The organism is Pseudomonas silensiensis, from assembly GCF_050434865.1.
Taxonomy (GTDB): Bacteria; Pseudomonadota; Gammaproteobacteria; order Pseudomonadales; family Pseudomonadaceae; genus Aquipseudomonas; species Aquipseudomonas fluorescens_W.
In genome coordinates, this window is record NZ_JBNDJH010000005.1 from 28,612 (window position 1) to 49,504 (window position 20,893).

The window sequence follows — 20,893 nt, forward strand, 5'->3', positions numbered from 1 at the left end:
CAAAACCTGCAACTTCCTTCCTCCTGAAACCCTGCAAGTCGAAAAGCTACGACTGCTTCGCAGCCGAACGGGGGTAAACCCCCTCGCCACAGGAGTTGTGGGTCGCCATTGATCAACTAAATAGCAAGCAGCCTAACTATTACGTTGACATTCGCTGCCTAGGCAGTAACATCTCGACATACATTCTCTGCCTAGGCAGCTAATTGGTGGTCAGATGAAGCATTTCACCCCAGACGAATTCCACACTTGCCATCTCGGCCTCCTGCTCGGGCGCGCTGCGCTGCTCAAGGACCGGATCATCGACACGCACATGGAACCCCACGGCATCACCGCCGCGCAGTTCAAAGTGCTGATCATCATGGCCCAGTTCGGCGTCGATACCCCGGCCGAGCTGTGCCGTCACCTGTCGCTGGATAGCGGTTCGATGACCCGCATGCTCGATCGTCTGGAACAGAAAGGCTTCCTCGCCCGCCAGCGTTCCGAGGCGGATCGCCGTCAGGTGCAACTGGTGCTGACCGAACAAGGCCAGCAGTTGACGGATCGCCTGCCGGAGATCGGCGCCGACGCCATGAATGAATTGGCCGGCGCGATCACCCCTGAGGAGTTGAAAACCCTCGAACAGATCCTGAAGAAAATTTTGGTGGCAGCCGGTGACTCGATCACCCTGCTGCGGGTAGGTGACAAATGAGCAGTAAAACCCTGCGGACCGGACTGAGCCTGGTGCTGGCGGCCATGACCCTGGCCGGTTGCGCCAGCTACAGCGGCCTGACCACTGAAGGCGTCAGCCTCGATGCGAAAAACCTCAAGGCCGGGCAATCCCTCAGCGGCGTGACACTGTCGCCGGCGGCCTGGCCGAAAAGCGACTGGTGGAAAAGCCTCGGCGACCCGCAGCTCGACGGCTTGATCCGCGAAGCCCTGCACGACAGCCCCGACATGCAGATTGCCGACGCCCGCGCCCACCAGGCCAGCGCCGCCGCTTATGCAGCGGATGCCGCGCGCATGCCGACCCTCGATGCCAGCGCTGGCGTCAGCCGCTCGCGTCTGGCCCGTGATCAAGACCCGAGAGGCGAGGGCGGCGCGTACTCCACCGTGCGTAACATCGGCGCCAGCTTCAACTACAACTTCGACCTCTGGGGCGGTCAGCGTGACGCCTGGGAAGCCGCATTGGGCCAGGCCCGTGCTGCCGAAGTCGATCAGCAAGCGGCGCAACTGACGTTATCCGCCGACGTTGCCCGCGCTTATAGCGATCTGGGGCAGGCGCATATCGTTCACGACCTGGCGCAGGAAGACCTCAAGCGCACCAAACAAATGCTCGATCTGAGCCAGCGCCGCCTGAGCTCGGGGATCGACAGTCAGTACCAGTTCCAGCAAACCGAAAGCCTGGAAGCCACCTCCGAAGCCAGCCTGATCGACGCCGAGAAACGCCTGCAAAGCGCGAAGATCGCCTTGGCCGTCTTGCTCGGTAAAGGCCCGGATCGCGGCAATGAAATCGCCCGGCCGAAAATCCTCCAGGCCAGCGCCGTCGCGTTGCCCTCGGTGCTGCCGGCCGAGTTGCTCGGTCGTCGCCCGGACCTGGTGGCTGCGCGTTGGCGGGTCGAGGCGGCGAGCAAGAACATCGACGCCGGCAAAACCCGCTTCTACCCCAACCTCAACCTGAGCGCCGCGGCCGGTGCCGAGTCGTTGCTGGGCGATGCGATGTTCGGTTCGGCCAGTCGTTTCTTCAACATTGCGCCGACGATCTCGGTGCCGATCTTCGACGGCGGCCGCCTGCGCGCCGACCTCGATTCCCGCGACGCCGATTACGACCTCGCGGTGGCGCAGTACAACAAAAGCCTGGTGAAAGCCCTGGGTGATGTCAGCGACACCATCAACCAGTTGCGCGATATCGGCCGGCAGATCGGCGCTCAGCAGCACGCCACTGACATTGCCCAGGATTCTTACAACACCGTGGTCCAGCGTTACGGTTCCGGCATCGGTAACTACCTGGACGTGCTCAGCATCGAGCAGCAATTGCTCCAGGCCCAGCGTCAGCTGGCCAACCTGAATGCCGAGCAGATCGACCTGTCGATCCAACTGATGCAGGCGCTGGGCGGTGGCTTCCAGGGCGAAACCCTGACCGCAGCCAACGCAACCCCAGCCACGCAGCACAACTAATTCAAGGTATTTGTCATGGCCACTGCCGAAACAACAACTCAATCCCCTGACAACGCTCAAGACACCAGCAATCCGCGCAAACGCAAGGTCATGCTGGTGGTGTTGGCGATCGTGGTGATCCTCGCCGGTGTCGGCGTCTGGGGTTATCACGAATTCTACGGGCGCTGGAACGAAAGCACCGACGACGCCTACGTGAACGGCAACGTGGTGGAAATCACCCCGCTGGTCACCGGCACCGTGGTCAGCATCGGTGCCGACGACGGCGACCTGGTTCACGAAGGCCAAGTGCTGATCAACTTCGACCCGAACGACGCCGAAGTCGGACTGCAAAGTGCCCAGGCCAATCTGGCCCGCACCGTACGTCAGGTTCGCGGCTTGTACAGTAACGTCGACGGCATGAAAGCCCAGGTCAACGCGCAGCAGGCTGAAGTGCAGAAGGCCCAGGACAACTTCAATCGCCGGAAAAACCTCGCCGCTGGCGGCGCGATTTCCCAGGAAGAACTGTCCCACGCTCGCGACGACCTGACCTCGGCGCAAAACGCCCTGGCCAACGCCAAACAGCAACTGAAAACCACCAGCGCGCTGGTCGATGACACCGTGGTTTCGTCGCACCCGGACGTGATGTCCGCTGCCGCGCAATTGCGTCAGGCTTACTTGAACAACTCCCGCAGCACCTTGATCGCGCCGGTCACCGGTTATGTCGCCAAACGTTCTGTGCAACTGGGCCAACGCGTCCAGCCGGGCACCGCATTGATGGCGGTGATTCCGCTGGATCAGCTGTGGATCGACGCCAACTTCAAGGAAACCCAACTGCGTGACATGCGCATCGGTCAGCCAGTGGACATCGAAGCGGACCTGTACGGCAGCGACGTGAAGTTCAGCGGCACCATCGACAGCCTCGGCGCCGGTACCGGCAGTGCGTTTGCCTTGCTGCCAGCGCAGAACGCCACCGGTAACTGGATCAAGATCGTCCAGCGTGTGCCGGTGCGGATTCACATCAACGCCGAAGAACTGGCCAAGCACCCGTTGCGGGTCGGCCTGTCGACTCAGGTCGATGTGAACCTGCACGACCAGAGCGGCCCGGTGCTGGCGCAACAGCCGCCGCAAAAGGCCTCGTTCAGCACCAATGTGTATGACCGTCAGTTGGCCGAGGCCGATGCGATGATCACTCAGTTGATCCACGACAACAGCGCAGCGGTCAGCAAAACCGTCCAGCGCTGACACCGCCCCTGTGGGAGCGAGCCTTTGTGGCGAGGGAGCTTGCTCCCGCTGGGTCGCGAAGCGGCCCCAAAAGCTTTACGACTGCTTCGCAGCCGAGCGGGAGCAAGCTCCCTCGCCACAAAAGCTCCCATAAGGTCAGCTGCGTCTGTAACAGGCGTAGCGCCATTCAGGTTTCAAAGGATTTGCGATGAGCAATAATGCGTCTTTCACGCCGCCCAGCCTGCTGCTCAGCACCATTGGCCTGTCGCTGGCAACCTTCATGCAAGTGCTCGACACCACCATCGCCAACGTGGCGCTGCCGACGATTTCCGGCAACCTGGGCGTGAGTTCGGAGCAGGGCACTTGGGTGATTACCTCGTTCGCGGTGAGCAACGCGATTGCGCTGCCGCTGACCGGTTGGCTCAGCCGGCGGTTCGGCGAGGTGAAGCTGTTTCTCTGGGCGACGATTCTGTTCGTGCTGGCTTCGTTTCTGTGCGGTATTTCGACCTCGATGCCGGAGCTGATTGGCTTTCGAGTGCTTCAAGGTCTGGTGGCAGGTCCGCTGTACCCGATGACTCAAACGCTGCTGATTGCCGTCTATCCACCCGCCAGGCGCGGCATGGCCCTGGCGTTGCTGGCGATGGTCACGGTGGTGGCGCCGATTGCCGGTCCGATCCTCGGCGGCTGGATTACCGACAGCTATAGCTGGCCGTGGATCTTCTTTATCAACGTGCCGATCGGTGTTTTCGCGGTGATGGTGGTGCGCCAGCAACTCAAGGCGCGGCCAGTGGAAACCAGCCACCAGCCGATGGATTACGTCGGTTTGATTACCCTGATCATTGGCGTCGGCGCGTTGCAGGTGATCCTCGACAAGGGCAACGACCTGGATTGGTTCGAGTCGAACTTCATCCTCATCGGCGCGGCCATTTCGGTGATTGCGCTGGCGGTGTTCGTGATCTGGGAAATGACTGACAAACACCCGGTGGTCAATCTGCGGCTGTTCGCTTACCGCAACTTCCGCATCGGCACGATTGTGCTGGTGTTGGGTTACGCCGGGTTCTTCGGGATCAACCTGATCCTGCCGCAATGGCTGCAAACCCAGATGGGTTACACGGCGACCTGGGCGGGGCTGGCGGTGGCGCCGATCGGTATTTTGCCGGTGTTGATGTCGCCGTTTGTCGGCAAATACGCACACAAATTCGACCTGCGGCTGCTGGCTGGCCTGGCGTTCCTGGCGATTGGCCTGAGCTGCTTCATGCGTGCCGGGTTTACCAACGAAGTGGACTTCCAGCACATTGCCCTGGTGCAACTGTTCATGGGGATTGGTGTGGCGCTGTTCTTCATGCCGACCTTGAGCATTCTGATGTCGGACCTGCCACCGAGCCAGATCGCCGACGGCGCGGGCCTGGCGACGTTCCTGCGGACCTTGGGCGGCAGTTTTGCGGCGTCGCTGACGACCTGGATCTGGATTCGCCGGGCCGATCAGCATCATGCCTATATGAGCGAAAGCATCAGCACCTATGAGCCGGCGACCCGTGAGGCGCTGAACAGCCTGGGCGGGGCGAGCAATCCGGCGTATGCGCAACTGGATCATGTGCTGACCAGTCAGGCGTACATGCTCTCCACCGTGGATTACTTCACGTTGCTGGGGTGGGCATTCATGGGTTTGATTGTGCTGGTGTGGCTGGCGAAACCGCCGTTTGCGGCTAAAGCAGGCCCTGCGGCCAGCGGCCACTGACCCAACATGGTCAAATTGTAGGAGTGAGACCGGCTTGCCGGCGATAGCGGTGCATCAGTCAACAAAGTTGTTGAATGTGATACCGATATCGCGAGCAGGCTCACTCCTACAGGGGGGGGTGTTCGGCAGTTAGTTAGCGGGTGCTGCCAGTTGTGGCGGCGGGGCGAAGTCGAACGGCGCCAACGCAAACCCTTGCTCATCCACCTGCAACGCCCAGCCCTGACGATCCCAATCCCCCAGCACAATGCGCTTGGCCGCCTGCTCGCCAATCTGTAATTTGTGGATGGCCGGGCGATGGGTATGCCCATGGATCAAGGTCTTCACGCCAAAGGCCTGCATGATCCGCGGCACTTCTTCCGGCGTGACATCCACAATGTCATTGGCCTTCATCCGCGCCTGCGCACGGCTTTCACTGCGCAGCTTGCGCGCCAGTTTATGGCGAGTCCGCAAAGGCAAGTGGCGCAGGATAAACAGGGTGATCGGATTACGCAGATAGCGACGCAGCTTCATATAAGCCTCGTCGCGGGTGCAGAGGCTGTCGCCGTGCATCAACAGCACCGGCTCACCGTAAAACTGCACGACACTCGGGTCTTTCAACAACGTGCAGCCGGCCTGTTTGCAGAAGGCCTGGCCGAGCATGAAGTCGCGATTGCCGTGCATCAGAAAAATGGCCGTGCCGCTGTCGCTGAGTTCGCGCAGGGCCTGGCAGATGGAACGCTGGAACGGCGTCATGGCATCGTCGCCAATCCACGCCTCGAAAAAGTCGCCCAGGATGTACAACGCACTCGCCGAGCGGGCGCGTCCGGCGAGCAAATCCAGAAACGCCCGGGTAATGTCCGGGCGCTCCTCTTCCAGATGCAAGTCTGAAATCAGCAGTATCACTCAATGATCTCGGCTTTCTCGATGATCACGTCTTCTGCTGGTACGTCCTGGTGGCCGGACTTCATGGTGGTGGAAACACCTTTGATCTTGTCGACCACGTCGGTGCCTGCAACGACTTTGGCGAATACCGCGTAGCCCCAGCCCTGAGTGGTCTTGGCGCTGTGGTTCAGGAAGCTGTTGTCAGCCACGTTGATGAAGAACTGGGCGGAAGCCGAATGCGGCTCCATGGTGCGGGCCATGGCGACGGTGTACTTCTCGTTCGGCAGGCCGTTGTCGGCTTCGTTCTGGATGCTAGGGCGCTTGTCTTTCTTTTCTTTCATGCCTGGCTCGAAACCGCCGCCCTGGATCATGAAGTTACCGATGACGCGGTGGAAAACGGTGTTTTCGTAGTGACCGGCTTTGACGTACTCGATGAAGTTGGCCACGGTGATCGGGGCTTTTTCAGCGTTCAGTTCCAGGACGATGTCGCCATGGTTGGTGGTCAGTTTGACTTGAGTCATGATCGGTACTCTTTATAGGAATTCGTGGGTTTCGGGGCGTTGAAGCCCTCAACCGGTCCGGCCAATGTTGGCCAAGGTGCGCAGTTTAGCGTGCCGGGCGCGAATTTCGAGGCTGTTTTTCATTTGCATCCGATTAAATGCAGCCGTTTTCGGGCCTGCTCTGTCAGCGACTTGGCGGCATCGGCTATGATAAGCCCCTTTGTTTTAACAGCCGCTTTGATTTGGCCAACTGGCCGCGCACTTGTACGTTCAAGGATCCTATGAGCAAGCCCACTGTCGACCCTACCTCGAATTCCAAGACCGGCCCTGCCGTGCCGGTCAATTTCCTGCGCCCGATCATCCAGGCGGACCTGGACTCGGGTAAGCACACGCAGATCGTCACCCGTTTCCCGCCTGAGCCCAACGGCTACCTGCACATCGGTCACGCCAAGTCGATTTGCGTGAACTTTGGCCTGGCCCAGGAATTTGGCGGCGTCACGCACCTGCGTTTCGACGACACCAACCCGGCCAAGGAAGACCAGGAATACATCGACGCGATCGAAAGCGACGTCAAATGGCTGGGCTTCGAATGGTCCGGTGAAGTGCGCTACGCCTCGCAGTATTTCGACCAGTTGCACGACTGGGCCGTTGAGCTGATCAAGGCCGGCAAGGCCTACGTCGACGACCTGAGCCCTGAACAGGCCAAGGAATATCGCGGCACCCTGACCGAGCCAGGCAAGAACAGCCCGTTCCGTGACCGCTCCGTGGAAGAAAACCTGGACTGGTTCGCCCGCATGAAGGCCGGTGAATTCAAGGACGGCGCACGCGTGCTGCGGGCCAAGATCGACATGGCCTCGCCGAACATGAACCTGCGCGATCCAATCATGTATCGCATCCGTCACGCTCACCACCACCAGACCGGTGACAAGTGGTGCATCTACCCGAACTACGACTTCACCCACGGTCAGTCGGATGCCATCGAAGGCATCACTCACTCGATCTGCACCCTGGAGTTCGAAAGCCATCGTCCGCTGTACGAGTGGTTCCTCGAGAACCTGCCCGTGCCGGCGCAACCGCGCCAGTACGAATTCAGCCGTCTGAACCTGAACTACACGATCACCAGCAAGCGCAAGCTCAAGCAACTGGTCGATGAAAAGCACGTTCATGGCTGGGACGATCCGCGCATGTCCACGCTGTCCGGCTTCCGCCGCCGTGGTTACACGCCGAAATCGATCCGCAACTTCTGCGAAATGATCGGCACCAACCGTTCCGACGGCGTGGTCGACTTCGGCATGCTGGAATTCAGCATCCGTGACGACCTCGACCACAGCGCCCCGCGTGCCATGTGCGTGCTGCGTCCGCTGAAAGTCGTGATCACCAACTACCCGGAAGGCCAGGTCGAGAACCTCGAACTGCCGTGCCACCCGAAAGAAGACATGGGTGTGCGCGTTCTGCCGTTCGCCCGTGAGCTCTACATCGACCGTGAAGACTTCATGGAAGAGCCGCCAAAAGGCTACAAACGCCTGGAACCTGCTGGCGAAGTGCGTCTGCGCGGCAGCTACGTGATCCGCGCCGACGAAGCGATCAAGGACGCCGATGGCAACATCGTCGAACTGCGTTGCTCGTACGACCCGGAAACCCTGGGCAAGAACCCTGAAGGCCGCAAGGTCAAAGGCGTGGTTCACTGGGTGCCGGCCGCGGCCAGCGTCGAGTGCGAAGTGCGTCTGTACGATCGCCTGTTCCGTTCGGCCAACCCTGAGAAGGCCGAAGACAGCGCCAGTTTCCTGGACAACATCAACCCTGACTCGCTGCAAGTCCTCACCGGTTGTCGTGCTGAGCCTTCGCTGGGCAATGCACAGCCGGAAGACCGTTTCCAGTTCGAGCGCGAAGGTTACTTCGTCGCGGATATCAAGGACTCGAAACCCGGTCATCCGGTGTTCAACCGTACCGTGACCTTGCGTGATTCGTGGGGCCAGTGATTCAAGGAACCTAAAGTGCTTACGATCTACAACACGCTCACCAAGAGCAAAGAAGTCTTCAAGCCTCTGGATGGCAACAAGGTGCGCATGTACGTCTGCGGGATGACCGTGTACGACTACTGCCACCTGGGCCACGGCCGCAGCATGGTCGCGTTCGACCTGGTGACCCGCTGGTTGCGGTTCAGCGGCTACGACCTGACTTACGTGCGCAACATCACCGACATCGACGACAAGATCATCAATCGGGCCAACGAGAACGGCGAGTCGTTCGAAGCCTTGACCGAGCGCATGATCGCGGCGATGCACGAAGACGAAGCGCGCCTGAACATCCAGAAGCCGGACATGGAACCGCGCGCCACCGGGCATATCCCCGGCATGCACGCGATGATCCAGACCTTGATCGACAAGGGTTACGCCTACGCCCCGGGCAATGGCGACGTGTATTACCGCGTCGCCAAGTTCATGGGCTACGGCAAGCTGTCGCGCAAGAAGATCGAAGACCTGCGCATTGGCGCGCGGATCGAAGTCGACGAGTCCAAGCAGGACCCGCTGGACTTCGTGCTGTGGAAGGGCGCCAAACCGGGCGAGCCGAGCTGGCCTTCGCCTTGGGGCGACGGTCGTCCGGGCTGGCACATCGAGTGCTCGGTGATGTCGACCTGCTGCCTCGGTGAAACCTTCGATATTCATGGCGGCGGCAGCGACCTCGAGTTCCCGCACCACGAAAACGAAATCGCCCAGAGCGAAGCGGCCACCGGCAAGACCTACGCCAACGCGTGGATGCATTGCGGCATGATTCGCATCAATGGCGAGAAGATGTCCAAGTCCTTGAACAACTTCTTCACCATTCGCGACGTGCTGGAAAAGTATCACCCGGAAGTCGTGCGTTACTTGCTGGTGTCGAGCCACTACCGCAGCGCGATCAACTATTCGGAAGACAACCTCAAGGACGCCAAAGGCGCTCTCGAGCGTTTCTACCACGCGTTGAAAGGCCTGCCGAACGTGGCACCGGCCGGTGGCGAAGGCTTTGTCGAGCGCTTCACCCAGGTGATGAACGACGACTTCGGCACGCCGGAAGCTTGCGCGGTGTTGTTCGAGATGGTGCGCGAGATCAACCGCCTGCGCGAGAGCGATCTCAATGCGGCAGCAGGTCTGGCGGCGCGCCTGAAAGAACTGGCGAGCGTGCTGGGCGTGTTGCAGCTTGAGGCCGATGACTTCTTGCAGGCCGGCGCTGAAGGGCGGGTTGATGCGGCTGAAGTTGATGCGTTGATTGCCGCGCGTCTGGCGGCTCGTGCGGGTAAAGACTGGGCCGAATCCGACCGTATCCGCGACCAGCTCACCGCCATGGGCGTGGTGCTGGAAGACGGGAAGGGCGGCACGACCTGGCGACTGGCTGACTGATTGCTGCGTTTGCTACAAACAAAACCCGCCTTGTGCGGGTTTTTGTTTATGCGCAGGGTTTAGGTTTGCGGGGACAGGGCTGACGCCATCGCGAGCAGGCTCGCTCCTACATTGGATCTTCGTCGCGGCATAAATCCCCTGTAGGAGTGAGCCTGCTCGCGATTGACTGCGCAGCAGTCAGCTGTCTGACTGGCGCAATCGCTTGTAAAGGGTATTGCGGCTAACCCCCAGCCGTCGGGCCAAGTGCGAGATATTGCCTCCCGCCGCCTGCAACTGCCGATTCAAATCCTCGGCATCATTCAAATCCACCGCCAACGGCTCTGGTAAATCCACCGGCTCCATCTCCAAATCCACAAAAAAATCATCCGGCAAATGCTCCAGCCGCACCGGTTGTTCCTCGGCCATGGCCAGCGCTACCTGCATCACGCTGCTGACCTGTCTTAAATTACCCGGCCACGGATGACGGCTGAACAACTCCAGCACCTCTCGACTCAACCCGGCCCACTGCGAGGGCTCGCGGTGCTGTTCCCACAGGCGTTTGAACAAGGCCTCTTTATCACTGCGCTCTCTTAACGGCGGCAGTTCCAGGGTCAAGCCACCAATCCGGTAATACAAATCCTCGCGGAATCGCCCCAACTGCACCTGCTCGCGCAACGAGCGGTTGGTCGCGGAAATAATCCGGATATCCACCGGGAACAACTCGCTGCTGCCCACCGGTTGCACGCAACGCTCCTGCAACACTCGCAGCAGTCGAGCCTGAGTCGGCAGCGGCATATCGCCGATTTCATCGAGGAACAGGGTGCCTTTGTCGGCCTTGCGGATCAGCCCGATGCTGCCTTTCTGGTTGGCACCGGTGAACGCGCCTTTCTCGTAGCCAAACAGCTCGGACTCCACCAGTTCGGCGGGGATGGCTGCACAGTTGACGGCGATGAACGGTTTTTTGCTCCGAGAGCTGGCCTGATGCAGGGCTTTGACGAAGACTTCCTTGCCGACTCCGGTTTCGCCGTGGATCAGCAGTGGAATGTCTTTTTCCAGCAACCGCTCGGCCTGGCGTACGGCTTTTTCCACGCGGCTGTCACCGAAATGCAGGGTGCTGAGGCTGATCGCTGCCGGTGCCTCCACCGCGGGCTCAGTAAACACTCGCGCCTGAATCACTGCCTGTTTCGGCCGCTTCAACAGGCACTGGAAGCGGTTGCGTCCCGAGGTTTGCAAGGCGAAGGGCAGGCCGTCCGGCTGGTTCAGCAACTCCAGCAGCGAGACTTTGAACAGACTTTCGACACTGACCCGCGACAGGCTGATGCCCAGCAGATTGTCGGCCCGCCGGTTGGCGGACAGCACCTGGCCGGTTTCATCAAAGATCAGCAGCCCGGCCCATTGGCTGTCGAGGTTGTTCAGTCCGGTGTTGAAGGTCAGCTGGAATTGCTGGCCATGGAACAGGTTGAGGATCAGCCGGTTTTCCACGGTCTGACTCATCATCTTGACCATGCCGAGGGTGTGGGACGGCGGCAGGTAGCTGTCGCTGGACACGTCCAGCACCGCGATGACCTTGCGCTCGGCATCGAAAATCGGTGCGGCGGAACCGGTCATGAAACGGTTGGCCTTGAGGAAATGTTCGTCGTGCTCAATGTGCACCGCCTGCTCGCAGGCCAGCGCGGTGCCGATCGCATTGGTGCCGCTGCAGCGTTCCATCCAGCTGGCACCGGCACTGAAACCGCGGGTCAGGTTCGGCTCGATAAAACGCTGGGTGCCCCAGGACGTCAGCACCTGGCCCTGATTGTCGGCGAGCATGATCAGGCAGTTGGAGTTACTGAGGATGTTCTCGTAGTACGGCAGGACTTCCTGGTGAGTGGTTTGCACCAGTGAGTGCTGGCTCTCCAGCAATTGCGCAATGCCCTCGGCCGGCAACTGATCAAACGCCGGGGCGCTCTGATGATTGAGGCCGAACGCGCGGCATCGGGACCAGGAGTCCTGGATGATGGCGTCGTGGGAGAGCGGCAAGGCGGGTGCGGCCATGGCAATCGATCTCTGAGCATTATTATTTTTGTTATGAGTATTTTTACGTGACGCCAATGCCCGACGCGATCTTTGTAGCAGCTGGCGAAGCCTGCGTTCGGCGACGCAGTCGTCGTAAAACCTGAATACACGGTAATCCTGATACACCGTGCCGCCTGATTTCACGACGACTGCGTCGCCGAACGCAGGCTTCGCCAGCTGCTACACAGGATCGCGGGGGATTCGAGTAATCGTATTGCTAAAGCATCCGTAGAGTGTTGTTCACTATTGTTCATTGTCAACCACCGGGTTGTTCAATTGTTCAGTCGCGGTTGTTCATTTCTGTTCAGCAACGAACGCGGTTTTTCTTCCACTTTAAGGATTCTCTAGCCAGATCAACGGCTTGCAATTTCTGGCACGAATGTCGCTCTGTAGCTCCGGTCGCTTGACTCCAATAATAAAAAGGCCGAGCCATGTCATTAACCCTGGAGCACGTCAGCCGTACCGTCGAGGGCCAGACCTGGATCGACGATGCGTGCCTTAGTTTCGAAGCCGGATCTTTCAACGTTTTGCTCGGGCGTACGCTGTCCGGCAAAACCAGTCTCATGCGCTTGATGGCCGGTCTGGACAAGCCCGACAGCGGCCGCATCCTGATGAACGGCGTCGACGTCACCCAGCGCCCGGTGCGTTTGCGCAACGTGTCGATGGTCTATCAGCAGTTCATCAACTACCCGACCATGACGGTGTTCGAGAACATCGCCTCGCCCTTGCGCCAGGGCGGTGTGTCCGATGAGCTGATCCAGAGCAAAGTGCTGGAAACCGCGAAGATGTTGCGCATCGAGAAATTCCTCCAGCGCCACCCCCTCGAACTCTCCGGTGGTCAGCAACAGCGCACGGCCATGGCCCGGGCGCTGGTCAAGGATGCCGAGCTGATTCTGTTCGACGAGCCGCTGGTGAACCTCGATTACAAACTGCGCGAAGAACTTCGTCAGGAAATGCGCGAGTTGTTCAAGGCTCACCACACCATCGCCATCTACGCCACCACCGAACCCAACGAAGCCCTGGCGCTGGGCGGCACCACCACCATTCTTCACGAAGGCCGGGTGATTCAGAGCGGCAAGTCTTCCGAGGTGTATCACCAGCCGCAAACCGTGCTGGCGGCAGAGCTGTTCTCCGAGCCGCCGATCAACCTGATGCCGGGGCGTATCGCCGGCAACGAAGTCAGCTTCGCCAATTTCGTGCACTTCCCGCTGAACGTCGATTTGCGGCCGGTGGGCGAGGGCGAGTTCCGCTTTGGCGTTAGGCCCAGCCATATTTCGCTGGTGCCGAGCAACGACGATGACCTGGAACTGGCGGTGACCGTCGAGGTGGCCGAGATCAGCGGGTCGGAAACCTTCCTGCACGTGCGCAACGAGCATTTCCTGCTGGTGCTGCACTTGCCCGGCGTTCACGAATACGACGTCGATGCGCCGATTCGTATCTATATCCCGACCCATAAACTGTTTGTCTTCGATACGCAGGGGCGGCTGGTCCAGGCGCCCGGTCGCCGTATCGCGAGGGTTGCCTGATGGCCGAAATTCGTTTGCAGCACCTCGCCCACAGTTACACCCGCACGCCGGCCGGTCCCGAGGATTATGCGATTCGTGAGATGGACCACGTCTGGGAGCAGGGCGGTGCCTATGCCTTGCTCGGGCCTTCGGGCTGCGGCAAGTCGACCTTGCTCAACATCATTTCGGGGCTGCTCAGTCCGTCTCAGGGGCAGGTGCTGTTCGACAGCAAAGTGGTCAACGATCTGACCCCTGAGAAGCGCAACATCGCTCAGGTTTTCCAGTTTCCGGTGGTCTACGACACCATGACGGTGTTCGATAACCTGGCCTTCCCGCTGCGCAATCAGGGCATGGCCGAGGCGAAAATTCACACCAAGGTGCAGGAAATCGCCGAAGTCCTCGACCTCCAGGCTTTGCTGTACAAGAAGGCGCGCAACCTCACCGCCGATGAAAAGCAGAAAGTCTCCATGGGCCGTGGGCTGGTGCGCGACGACGTGTCAGCGATCCTGTTCGATGAGCCGCTGACGGTGATCGACCCGCACCTGAAGTGGAAGCTGCGGCGCAAGCTCAAGCAGATCCACGAGCAGTTCAACATCACCATGGTCTACGTCACTCACGATCAGCTGGAGGCCTCGACCTTCGCCGACAAGATCGCGGTGATGTACGGCGGGCAGATTGTGCAATTCGGCACGCCGCGAGAACTGTTCGAGCGGCCGAGCCACACCTTTGTCGGCTATTTCATCGGCAGTCCGGGGATGAACCTGATCGAGGTGCAGCCGCAACCGGGTGGAGTCGGGTTCGCCTCGACGCATTTGCCACTGTCCGATCCTCAGCAGAAACGCGTTGCCGAGTCCGAGTGGAAAACCCTGAAGGTCGGCATTCGTCCGGAGTTCGTGCATGTGTGGGACGAGCCGTTTGATGAGGCGATGCAGGCACAGGTCGTACACGTCGAAGACCTTGGCACCTACAAAATCATGACCCTGAACCTCGACGGCGCCCCTTTGAAAGTGCGTCTGGCCGAAGACAAGCCCGTGCCTGAGGGAACCGCCTACATCAGCTTCCCGGCGCAATGGTTGATGGTGTATGCCGACGAATATCTCCTGGAGACGTAGCCATGAACAAGGTGCAGAACAACAAGGCCTGGTGGCTGGTGTTGCCGGTGTTTTTGCTGGTGGCGTTCAGTGCGGTGATCCCGATGATGACCGTGGTCAACTACTCGGTGCAGGACATTTTCGACCAGTCCAGCCGCTACTTCGTCGGCGCCGACTGGTACAAGCAAGTGCTGCTCGATCCGCGCCTGCATGACTCATTGCTGCGCCAGTTCATCTATTCCGGCTGTGTGCTGCTGATCGAAATCCCGCTGGGCATCGCCATCGCCCTGACCATGCCGACCAAGGGTCGCTGGTCGTCGCTGGTGCTGATCATCCTGGCGATTCCGTTGCTGATTCCGTGGAACGTGGTCGGCACCATCTGGCAGATCTTCGGTCGGGCGGACATCGGCCTGCTGGGCTCGAGCCTCAATGCCATGGGCATCAGCTACAACTACGCGGCCAACACCATGGACGCCTGGGTCACGGTGCTGGTGATGGATGTCTGGCACTGGACGTCGTTGGTGGCGCTGTTGTGTTTCTCGGGGCTGCGGGCGATTCCGGACGTGTACTACCAGGCGGCGCGGATTGATCGGGCATCGGCCTGGGCGGTTTTCCGACACATCCAGTTGCCCAAGCTCAAGAGCGTGCTGTTGATCGCGGTGATGCTGCGGTTCATGGACAGTTTCATGATCTACACCGAGCCGTTTGTGCTGACCGGTGGCGGTCCGGGGAATGCCACGACGTTCTTGAGTCAGACCCTGACCCAGATGGCTGTAGGCCAATTCGACCTCGGCCCGGCGGCGGCTTTCTCGCTGGTGTACTTCCTGATCATCCTGTTGGTGTCCTGGCTGTTCTATACGGCCATGACTCACTCTGACGCCAACCGCTGAGGTCTGCCATGAGCAAGAGAAAGCTTATTCCGTTGCTGATCTACATCCTGTTCTTGCTGGTGCCGATCTACTGGTTGCTGAACATGTCCTTCAAGAGCAACACCGAAATCCTCAGCGGCCTGACGTTGTTTCCGCAGGATTTCACCTTCGCCAACTACAAGGTGATCTTCACCGATCCGGCCTGGTACACCGGTTACCTCAACTCGTTGTACTACGTGAGCATGAACACGGTGATTTCGCTGAGCGTGGCATTGCCGGCCGCGTATGCGTTCTCGCGCTATCGGTTCCTCGGTGACAAGCACCTGTTTTTCTGGCTCCTGACCAATCGCATGGCACCGCCGGCGGTGTTTTTGCTGCCGTTCTTCCAGCTGTATTCCTCGATCGGTTTGTTCGATACGCACATCGCCGTCGCGCTGGCTCATTGCCTGTTTAACGTGCCGTTGGCGGTATGGATTCTTGAGGGCTTCATGTCCGGGGTTCCCAAGGAAATCGACGAAACCGCCTACATCGACGGCTACAGTTTCCCCAAGTTCTTCGTGAAGATTTTCGTTCCGCTGATTGGCTCCGGGATCGGTGTGACGGCGTTTTTCTGCTTCATGTTTTCCTGGGTCGAACTGCTGCTGGCGCGAACCCTGACGTCGGTCAACGCCAAACCGATTGCGGCGGTGATGACGCGCACGGTCTCGGCGTCCGGCATCGACTGGGGCGTGCTGGCGGCGGCGGGGGTGTTGACCATCCTGCCGGGCATGCTGGTGATCTGGTTTGTTCGCAACCACGTGGCCAAGGGCTTTGCCCTGGGCCGGGTCTGAGGAGCTGATGATGGAATGGATGAGTTGGACCGGCCCTACGGCGGCCTTCTTCAGTGTCATTGCCTTGATCCTGGTGGGCATGACGACCTGGGAACTGCGTTCGCCGAGCATTCTTCGGCGTGGTTTGTTGCCGATAGCCACCACCCGTGGCGATCGGTTGTTTATCGGTCTTCTCGGCAGCGCCTACCTGCATTTGCTGGTAATCGGCGTCACCGACTGGAGCATCTGGGTTGCGTTCGCGTTGTCCCTGGTGTGGCTGTTGGCTGTGATGCGTTGGGGCTAGTCGAATCGCTCGGCAAAGTTGCTCCGAAACCCTAAAAGGAGGTCTCTATGTTCGACAAAAACAATAAGCTGCGACATAGCGTTTCATTGGCAGCCATGCTGGCACTCAGCGGGCTGAGCGCTGCAGCCTGGGCCGATGCCTATGAAGACGCGGCCAAGAAATGGATTGGCAGCGAATTCAAACCGTCGACCCTGACGGCGGATCAACAGCTTGAAGAACTGAAGTGGTTTATCAAGGCTGCAGAGCCGTTTCGCGGGATGGACATCAAGGTTGTTTCCGAAACCCTGACCACGCACGAGTATGAATCCAAAGTATTGGCCAAGGCCTTTACCGAGATCACCGGGATCAAAGTCACCCACGACCTGCTGCAAGAAGGCGATGTCGTGGAGAAACTGCAGACCGTGATGCAGTCGGACAAAAGCATCTATGACGGGTGGGTCAACGACTCGGACCTTATCGGTACCCATTTCCGTTACGGCAAGACCGAAGCCATCACCGACCTGATGGCCAATGAGGGTAAAAACTTTACGTCGCCGACCTTGGACCTCAAGGATTTCATCGGCATCTCCTTCACCACCGCGCCCGACGGCAAGCTCTATCAATTGCCCGATCAACAGTTCGCCAACCTCTACTGGTTCCGCGCCGACTGGTTCGAGCGGCCGGAGCTGAAAGCCAAGTTTAAGGAAAAATACGGTTACGAGTTGGGCGTGCCGGTGAACTGGTCTGCCTATGAAGACATTGCCAAATTCTTCAGCGAAGACGTCAAGGAAATCGACGGCAAGCGGGTCTATGGGCACATGGACTATGGCAAGAAAGACCCATCCCTGGGCTGGCGCTTTACCGATGCCTGGTTCTCCATGGCCGGCGGCGGTGACAAGGGCTTGCCCAACGGTTTGCCAGTGGATGAGTGGGGCATTCGTGTCGAAGACTGCCATCCGGTCGGCTCCAGCGTGACCCGCGGGGGTGATACCAACGGCCCGGCAGCGGTTTTTGCCACCACCAAATACGTCGACTGGATGAAGAAATACGCGCCACCGGAAGCGGCGGGCATGACCTTCTCCGAATCCGGCCCGGTGCCGTCCCAAGGCAACATCGCCCAGCAAATTTTCTGGTACACCGCATTCACTGCGGACATGACCAAACCGGGCCTGCCGGTGGTCAATGCCGACGGCACGCCGAAATGGCGCATGGCGCCATCGCCACGCGGACCGTATTGGGAAGAGGGCATGAAGCTTGGGTATCAGGACGTGGGTTCGTGGACGTTCCTGAAGTCCACGCCTGAGAAACAGAAACTGGCGGCCTGGCTGTACGCGCAGTTCGTGACCTCGAAAACCGTATCGTTGAAGAAAACCATCGTCGGCCTGACGCCAATCCGCGAATCGGACATCAACTCGCAAGCGATGACCGACCTGGCGCCGAAACTCGGTGGCCTGGTGGAGTTCTACCGCAGCCCGGCCCGCGTGCAATGGACCCCGACCGGGACCAACGTGCCGGACTATCCGCGTCTGGCTCAACTGTGGTGGAGCCATATTGCCGAAGCCGCCAGCGGCGACAAAACCCCGCAACAGGCGCTGGATGGTTTGGCCAAGGATCAGGACGCGATCATGACCCGTCTGGAGCGCTCGAAGGCGCAAGCCACCTGCGCACCGAAAATGAACCCCGAGCGCGATGCGCAATACTGGTTCGATCAGCCGGGTGCACCGAAGCCAAAACTGGCGAACGAGAAGCCTAAAGGTGAAACCGTGAGCTACAACGAACTGCTGAAATCGTGGGCTGATGCACGGAAGTAAGAGGCTTTAATGTGAAACGCGAACGGCACCGAAAGGTGCCGTTCGCATTTGTGCCTGATGGACCGCTTTTGCAAGCAAGCGACCCAGCGGGAGCAAGCTCCCTCGTCACAGATACCTTTCAGGCTACATGACGAATATGTAATTTGCGCGCCACCGTCATGAAAGGTTCGGATTGTTACCTTGACCTCGTTAGTAATTAAACGAGGAATCAAACATGAAACTTGCAGAACTGAGTGCGTTTGTAGCAGCGTTGGTGATGTCTTCTGTTGTTTTGGCAGAAGGTGGCGGCGACAGAGCCTTTGAAAAAATGATGGCGGCCAATGACCGCTCTGTGGAGGCGTTTGTCGCCAAAGAACAGGCGTGTAACCCCGTCGTGTTGAATGAAAAAAAGGACGACAAGACCAAAAACTTGTAAGCGTGTCGCACCTGAACTAGCCCGTCATCGAATGCCGATGGTGGGCTTTTTTTTTGAGCCTGGATTTGAAGGTATTGGATTTGAAAGTTTTTAAGTTGATGGCGTTCGTCGGTGTGATGGCGATGTCGTTGAATGCGCTGGCAGAAGGCGGCGGTGACAGGACGTTTGAGAAGGCGTTCAGTGCCAACGTCAAAGCCATGGAGCAATACGCGGCCAATCAGGGCAAACCTGCGCCGGTGGCTTGCGCATCGCTGCACAGATGATCTGTTTGGGGACCTTGCCGTTGGCCTTCAAGCGATCCTTCATGGCAATGGCGTGTTCAGAGGTCACAGGCAACCTTCAAAAGCATCGAGCATGCCGTCAGGCAGTGGGGCGTCAAAGTCTTCTGGGAGCACCTGTTTGCCTTTCATCGCTCCGGTACGCTCGCCGTGGGTTTTTCCCTCCGGAACCAGATGCGCAAGGGCCCGACCATGTTTGGCAATCGTGATGATCTGTCCGGCAGCCGCGTCATCGACGAGTTTGGACAGATCGTTTTCTGCTTCGGCCAACGGAACGACGATGTCACGGTTCATTGTTTTTTCTCGCGTTTATTTATCGATCCAGCCAGTCACTCAAGATAGAGCCAAGTGCTCAATGCTGGCTGTAGGACGAGGCGGATAGTCCGGCGAGAGCTTTCGGGGATTGCGAGAGGAGGGGAGTGCAGCGGTAACAAATCGTACAGATGCAAAAACGGCACCCGAAGGTGCCGTTTCTGTTTTCTACCGAGTGTCGCTTAAGCGATCAACCCGCCAACCCCGCCTGCTGAACCAGCACCAGCAACGGCTGCGGATACAGCCCGAGGAAGAACGCCAGTGCGGCGATGGCCAGCAGCATCACGCCGCCTGCACGTTGTTCCCAGTGCAGCTGCGCATCGTGGCGACGCAGGTTCGGTTCGATCAGGTACAGGGTGACCATCACACGCAGGTAGTAGAAGACGCCGATGGCGCTGCCCAATACCAACGAACCGACCAGCCACCATTGGTGCGACTCGACACCGGTAGCGATGATGTAGAACTTGCCGATGAAGCCCGCGGTCAGCGGGATACCGGCCAGGGACAGCATCATCACGGTCAGTACGGCGGTCAGGTACGGACGGCGCCAGAACAGGCCGCGGTATTCGTACAGGGCATCCGCATCACGGCCGTTGTACGGCGAGGACATCAGGGTGATCACGCCGAACGCGCCGAGGCTGGTGATCACGTAGGTGACCAGGTACACGCCGATGGCTTCCACGGCCAGGCCCTTGCTCGCCACCAGGGCGATCAGCAGGTAACCGAAGTGTGCGATGGACGAGTAACCCAGCAGACGCTTGAGGTTGCTCTGGGTCAGTGCCAGCAGGTTACCGAACAGGATCGACGCGATGGCGATGATGGTCAGTACGTCGCTCAGTACACCGCTGCTCGCCGCCGGCGAGATCTGGAACAGACGCACCATCACTGCGAACACAGCGACTTTCGACGCGGTGGCCAGGAACGCGGCCACCGGTGCCGGAGCACCTTCGTACACGTCCGGGGTCCAGAGGTGGAACGGTACCAGCGACAGCTTGAACGCCAGACCGATCAGCATCATGCCCAGGCCCAGTTGCGCCAGCGAGCTTGGCAGGCCGGTGGCCGCGAGGGCCTGGCCGATACCGACGAAGCTCAGGCTGCCGGAGTCGGCGTAGAGCAGGGCCATGCCGAACAACAGGAACGCGGAACCGGCGGCCGACAGCACCATGTACTTGATACCGGCTTCCAGCGAACGCTTGTTGAAGAAGGCATAAGCCACCAGACCGTAGACCGGTACCGAGAGCAGTTCCAGACCGATGAACAACCCGGCCAGGTGCTGCGCGCTGACCAGTACCAGGCCACCAGCGGCGGCCATCAGGATCAGCAGGTAAAGTTCTTCACGGTTGCCCGGGTAACCCGAACCGCCATCGCCGAGGTAGGCGTGGGCGAGGGTTACACAAGCGAGGGTGGCGACCAGGATCAGCGCCATATACAAGCAAGCGAAGGTGTCGATCTGCAGCAGTGGAGTCACCGCCAGAGGCGCGACTTTCAGGGCTGGCAGGATCGACAGCAACGCCAGGTTCAGACCCGCCACGGAAATCAGGAAGGTCTGCGAGTGGTTGCGGCGCCAGGCGATTGCCAGCATCACCACGATGATCGTGGCGCTGGTGATCAACAACGGCGCAAGCGCGATAAAGTGTTGAGTCGTGAATTCCATAG

At 59.5% G+C, this 20,893-nt stretch carries 18 protein-coding genes and 1 pseudogene; 14 read left to right on the top strand and 5 right to left on the bottom strand.

Translation table 11 applies throughout. From position 1 onward, the window contains the following. Positions 1–214 precede the first annotated feature (214 nt). From QF010_RS08565 to QF010_RS08580, 4 genes are all read left to right on the top strand, one after another. Complete coding sequence (locus tag QF010_RS08565) at positions 215–688, top strand: MarR family winged helix-turn-helix transcriptional regulator (RefSeq protein ID WP_033057114.1); 474 nt, start codon at positions 215–217, stop codon at positions 686–688. After that, the gene (locus tag QF010_RS08570; protein ID WP_033057113.1) at positions 685–2,154 is read left to right on the top strand and encodes an efflux transporter outer membrane subunit; all 1,470 of its coding nucleotides are present in this window, start codon (positions 685–687) and stop codon (positions 2,152–2,154) included. The genes QF010_RS08565 and QF010_RS08570 overlap by 4 nt, the downstream gene beginning before the upstream one ends. A 15-nt stretch (positions 2,155–2,169) precedes the next feature. Then, on the top strand, positions 2,170–3,375 hold the full coding sequence (locus QF010_RS08575; RefSeq protein ID WP_429532900.1) for an HlyD family secretion protein: 1,206 nt from the start codon (positions 2,170–2,172) through the stop codon (positions 3,373–3,375). Between the two features lie 187 nt (positions 3,376–3,562). After that, positions 3,563–5,092, top strand: coding sequence for a DHA2 family efflux MFS transporter permease subunit (locus QF010_RS08580; protein WP_033057107.1), 1,530 nt, complete (start codon positions 3,563–3,565; stop codon positions 5,090–5,092). Between the two features lie 129 nt (positions 5,093–5,221). Here the strand turns inward: QF010_RS08580 and lpxH are convergent, their stop codons facing one another. Together lpxH and QF010_RS08590 are read right to left on the bottom strand one after the other, a co-directional pair. Continuing rightward, positions 5,222–5,974, bottom strand: coding sequence for a UDP-2,3-diacylglucosamine diphosphatase (lpxH, locus tag QF010_RS08585; RefSeq protein WP_429532901.1), 753 nt, complete (start codon positions 5,972–5,974; stop codon positions 5,222–5,224). Then, positions 5,971–6,474, bottom strand: coding sequence for a peptidylprolyl isomerase (locus QF010_RS08590; RefSeq protein ID WP_033057103.1), 504 nt, complete (start codon positions 6,472–6,474; stop codon positions 5,971–5,973). The genes lpxH and QF010_RS08590 overlap by 4 nt, the downstream gene beginning before the upstream one ends. Before the next feature lie 260 nt (positions 6,475–6,734). Here QF010_RS08590 and QF010_RS08595 point away from each other — a divergent pair, with 260 nt between their 5' ends. Then, positions 6,735–8,432, top strand: coding sequence for a glutamine--tRNA ligase/YqeY domain fusion protein (locus QF010_RS08595; protein ID WP_429532902.1), 1,698 nt, complete (start codon positions 6,735–6,737; stop codon positions 8,430–8,432). A gap of 15 nt (positions 8,433–8,447) precedes the next feature. Beyond that, a complete protein-coding gene (gene cysS / locus QF010_RS08600; protein WP_033057099.1) occupies positions 8,448–9,830 on the top strand; it encodes a cysteine--tRNA ligase in 1,383 nt (460 codons plus the stop codon). A 177-nt stretch (positions 9,831–10,007) separates the two neighbouring features. Here cysS and QF010_RS08605 read toward each other — a convergent pair whose 3' ends face one another. After that, positions 10,008–11,843: a sigma-54-dependent Fis family transcriptional regulator gene (locus QF010_RS08605; RefSeq protein ID WP_429510558.1), complete on the bottom strand. Its 1,836-nt coding sequence runs from the start codon at positions 11,841–11,843 to the stop codon at positions 10,008–10,010. Positions 11,844–12,295: 452 nt separating this feature from the next. Between QF010_RS08605 and QF010_RS08610 the strand changes: the two genes are divergently transcribed. From QF010_RS08610 to QF010_RS08645, 8 genes and pseudogenes are all read left to right on the top strand, one after another. Continuing rightward, positions 12,296–13,390, top strand: coding sequence for an ABC transporter ATP-binding protein (locus QF010_RS08610; protein ID WP_033057095.1), 1,095 nt, complete (start codon positions 12,296–12,298; stop codon positions 13,388–13,390). Beyond that, the gene (locus tag QF010_RS08615) at positions 13,390–14,481 is read left to right on the top strand and encodes an ABC transporter ATP-binding protein (RefSeq protein ID WP_429532903.1); all 1,092 of its coding nucleotides are present in this window, start codon (positions 13,390–13,392) and stop codon (positions 14,479–14,481) included. Before QF010_RS08610 ends, QF010_RS08615 begins: the two co-directional genes overlap by 1 nt. A 2-nt stretch (positions 14,482–14,483) precedes the next feature. After that, positions 14,484–15,350 (top strand): carbohydrate ABC transporter permease, encoded by an 867-nt coding sequence (locus tag QF010_RS08620; RefSeq protein ID WP_046052483.1) that lies wholly within the window; start codon positions 14,484–14,486, stop codon positions 15,348–15,350. Between the two features lie 8 nt (positions 15,351–15,358). Beyond that, the gene (locus tag QF010_RS08625) at positions 15,359–16,159 is read left to right on the top strand and encodes a carbohydrate ABC transporter permease (protein WP_033057089.1); all 801 of its coding nucleotides are present in this window, start codon (positions 15,359–15,361) and stop codon (positions 16,157–16,159) included. A gap of 10 nt (positions 16,160–16,169) precedes the next feature. Next, positions 16,170–16,442, top strand: coding sequence for a DUF2160 domain-containing protein (locus QF010_RS08630; protein WP_008146061.1), 273 nt, complete (start codon positions 16,170–16,172; stop codon positions 16,440–16,442). Positions 16,443–16,489: 47 nt separating this feature from the next. Continuing rightward, the gene (locus QF010_RS08635; RefSeq protein ID WP_429532904.1) at positions 16,490–18,232 is read left to right on the top strand and encodes an ABC transporter substrate-binding protein; all 1,743 of its coding nucleotides are present in this window, start codon (positions 16,490–16,492) and stop codon (positions 18,230–18,232) included. 214 nt (positions 18,233–18,446) lie between these two features. After that, entirely contained in the window at positions 18,447–18,647 is a 201-nt protein-coding gene (locus QF010_RS08640) for a co-regulatory protein PtrA N-terminal domain-containing protein (protein WP_429532905.1), read from the top strand. Positions 18,648–18,727: 80 nt separating this feature from the next. Continuing rightward, a pseudogene (locus QF010_RS08645) lies at positions 18,728–18,886 on the top strand (co-regulatory protein PtrA N-terminal domain-containing protein); the annotation flags it as partial. Positions 18,887–18,973: 87 nt separating this feature from the next. Here the strand turns inward: QF010_RS08645 and QF010_RS08650 are convergent. Then, positions 18,974–19,219, bottom strand: a complete 246-nt coding sequence (locus QF010_RS08650) for a type II toxin-antitoxin system Phd/YefM family antitoxin (RefSeq protein WP_429532906.1) — start codon at positions 19,217–19,219, stop codon at positions 18,974–18,976. Positions 19,220–19,427: 208 nt separating this feature from the next. After that, positions 19,428–20,891 carry an NADH-quinone oxidoreductase subunit NuoN gene (nuoN, locus tag QF010_RS08655; protein ID WP_033057078.1) on the bottom strand — a complete coding sequence of 488 codons (1,464 nt, stop codon included), beginning with the start codon at positions 20,889–20,891 and terminating at the stop codon, positions 19,428–19,430. Between the last annotated feature and the right edge of the window lie 2 nt (positions 20,892–20,893).

Excerpts from the sequence above, each read along its gene's own strand:
- QF010_RS08595 (WP_429532902.1), top strand. The coding sequence starts at position 6,735 with ATGAGCAAGCCCACTGTCGACCCTACCTCGAATTCCAAGACCGGCCCT.
- QF010_RS08620 (WP_046052483.1), top strand. The coding sequence starts at position 14,484 with ATGAACAAGGTGCAGAACAACAAGGCCTGGTGGCTGGTGTTGCCGGTG.
- QF010_RS08630 (WP_008146061.1), top strand. The coding sequence starts at position 16,170 with ATGGAATGGATGAGTTGGACCGGCCCTACGGCGGCCTTCTTCAGTGTC.
- QF010_RS08615 (WP_429532903.1), top strand. The coding sequence starts at position 13,390 with ATGGCCGAAATTCGTTTGCAGCACCTCGCCCACAGTTACACCCGCACG.
- QF010_RS08635 (WP_429532904.1), top strand. The coding sequence starts at position 16,490 with ATGTTCGACAAAAACAATAAGCTGCGACATAGCGTTTCATTGGCAGCC.
- QF010_RS08650 (WP_429532906.1), bottom strand. The coding sequence starts at position 19,219 with ATGAACCGTGACATCGTCGTTCCGTTGGCCGAAGCAGAAAACGATCTG.
- QF010_RS08625 (WP_033057089.1), top strand. The coding sequence starts at position 15,359 with ATGAGCAAGAGAAAGCTTATTCCGTTGCTGATCTACATCCTGTTCTTG.
- QF010_RS08570 (WP_033057113.1), top strand. The coding sequence starts at position 685 with ATGAGCAGTAAAACCCTGCGGACCGGACTGAGCCTGGTGCTGGCGGCC.
- QF010_RS08580 (WP_033057107.1), top strand. The coding sequence starts at position 3,563 with ATGAGCAATAATGCGTCTTTCACGCCGCCCAGCCTGCTGCTCAGCACC.
- nuoN (WP_033057078.1), bottom strand. The coding sequence starts at position 20,891 with ATGGAATTCACGACTCAACACTTTATCGCGCTTGCGCCGTTGTTGATC.
- QF010_RS08605 (WP_429510558.1), bottom strand. The coding sequence starts at position 11,843 with ATGGCCGCACCCGCCTTGCCGCTCTCCCACGACGCCATCATCCAGGAC.
- QF010_RS08610 (WP_033057095.1), top strand. The coding sequence starts at position 12,296 with ATGTCATTAACCCTGGAGCACGTCAGCCGTACCGTCGAGGGCCAGACC.
- QF010_RS08565 (WP_033057114.1), top strand. The coding sequence starts at position 215 with ATGAAGCATTTCACCCCAGACGAATTCCACACTTGCCATCTCGGCCTC.
- QF010_RS08590 (WP_033057103.1), bottom strand. The coding sequence starts at position 6,474 with ATGACTCAAGTCAAACTGACCACCAACCATGGCGACATCGTCCTGGAA.
- QF010_RS08575 (WP_429532900.1), top strand. The coding sequence starts at position 2,170 with ATGGCCACTGCCGAAACAACAACTCAATCCCCTGACAACGCTCAAGAC.
- QF010_RS08640 (WP_429532905.1), top strand. The coding sequence starts at position 18,447 with ATGAAACTTGCAGAACTGAGTGCGTTTGTAGCAGCGTTGGTGATGTCT.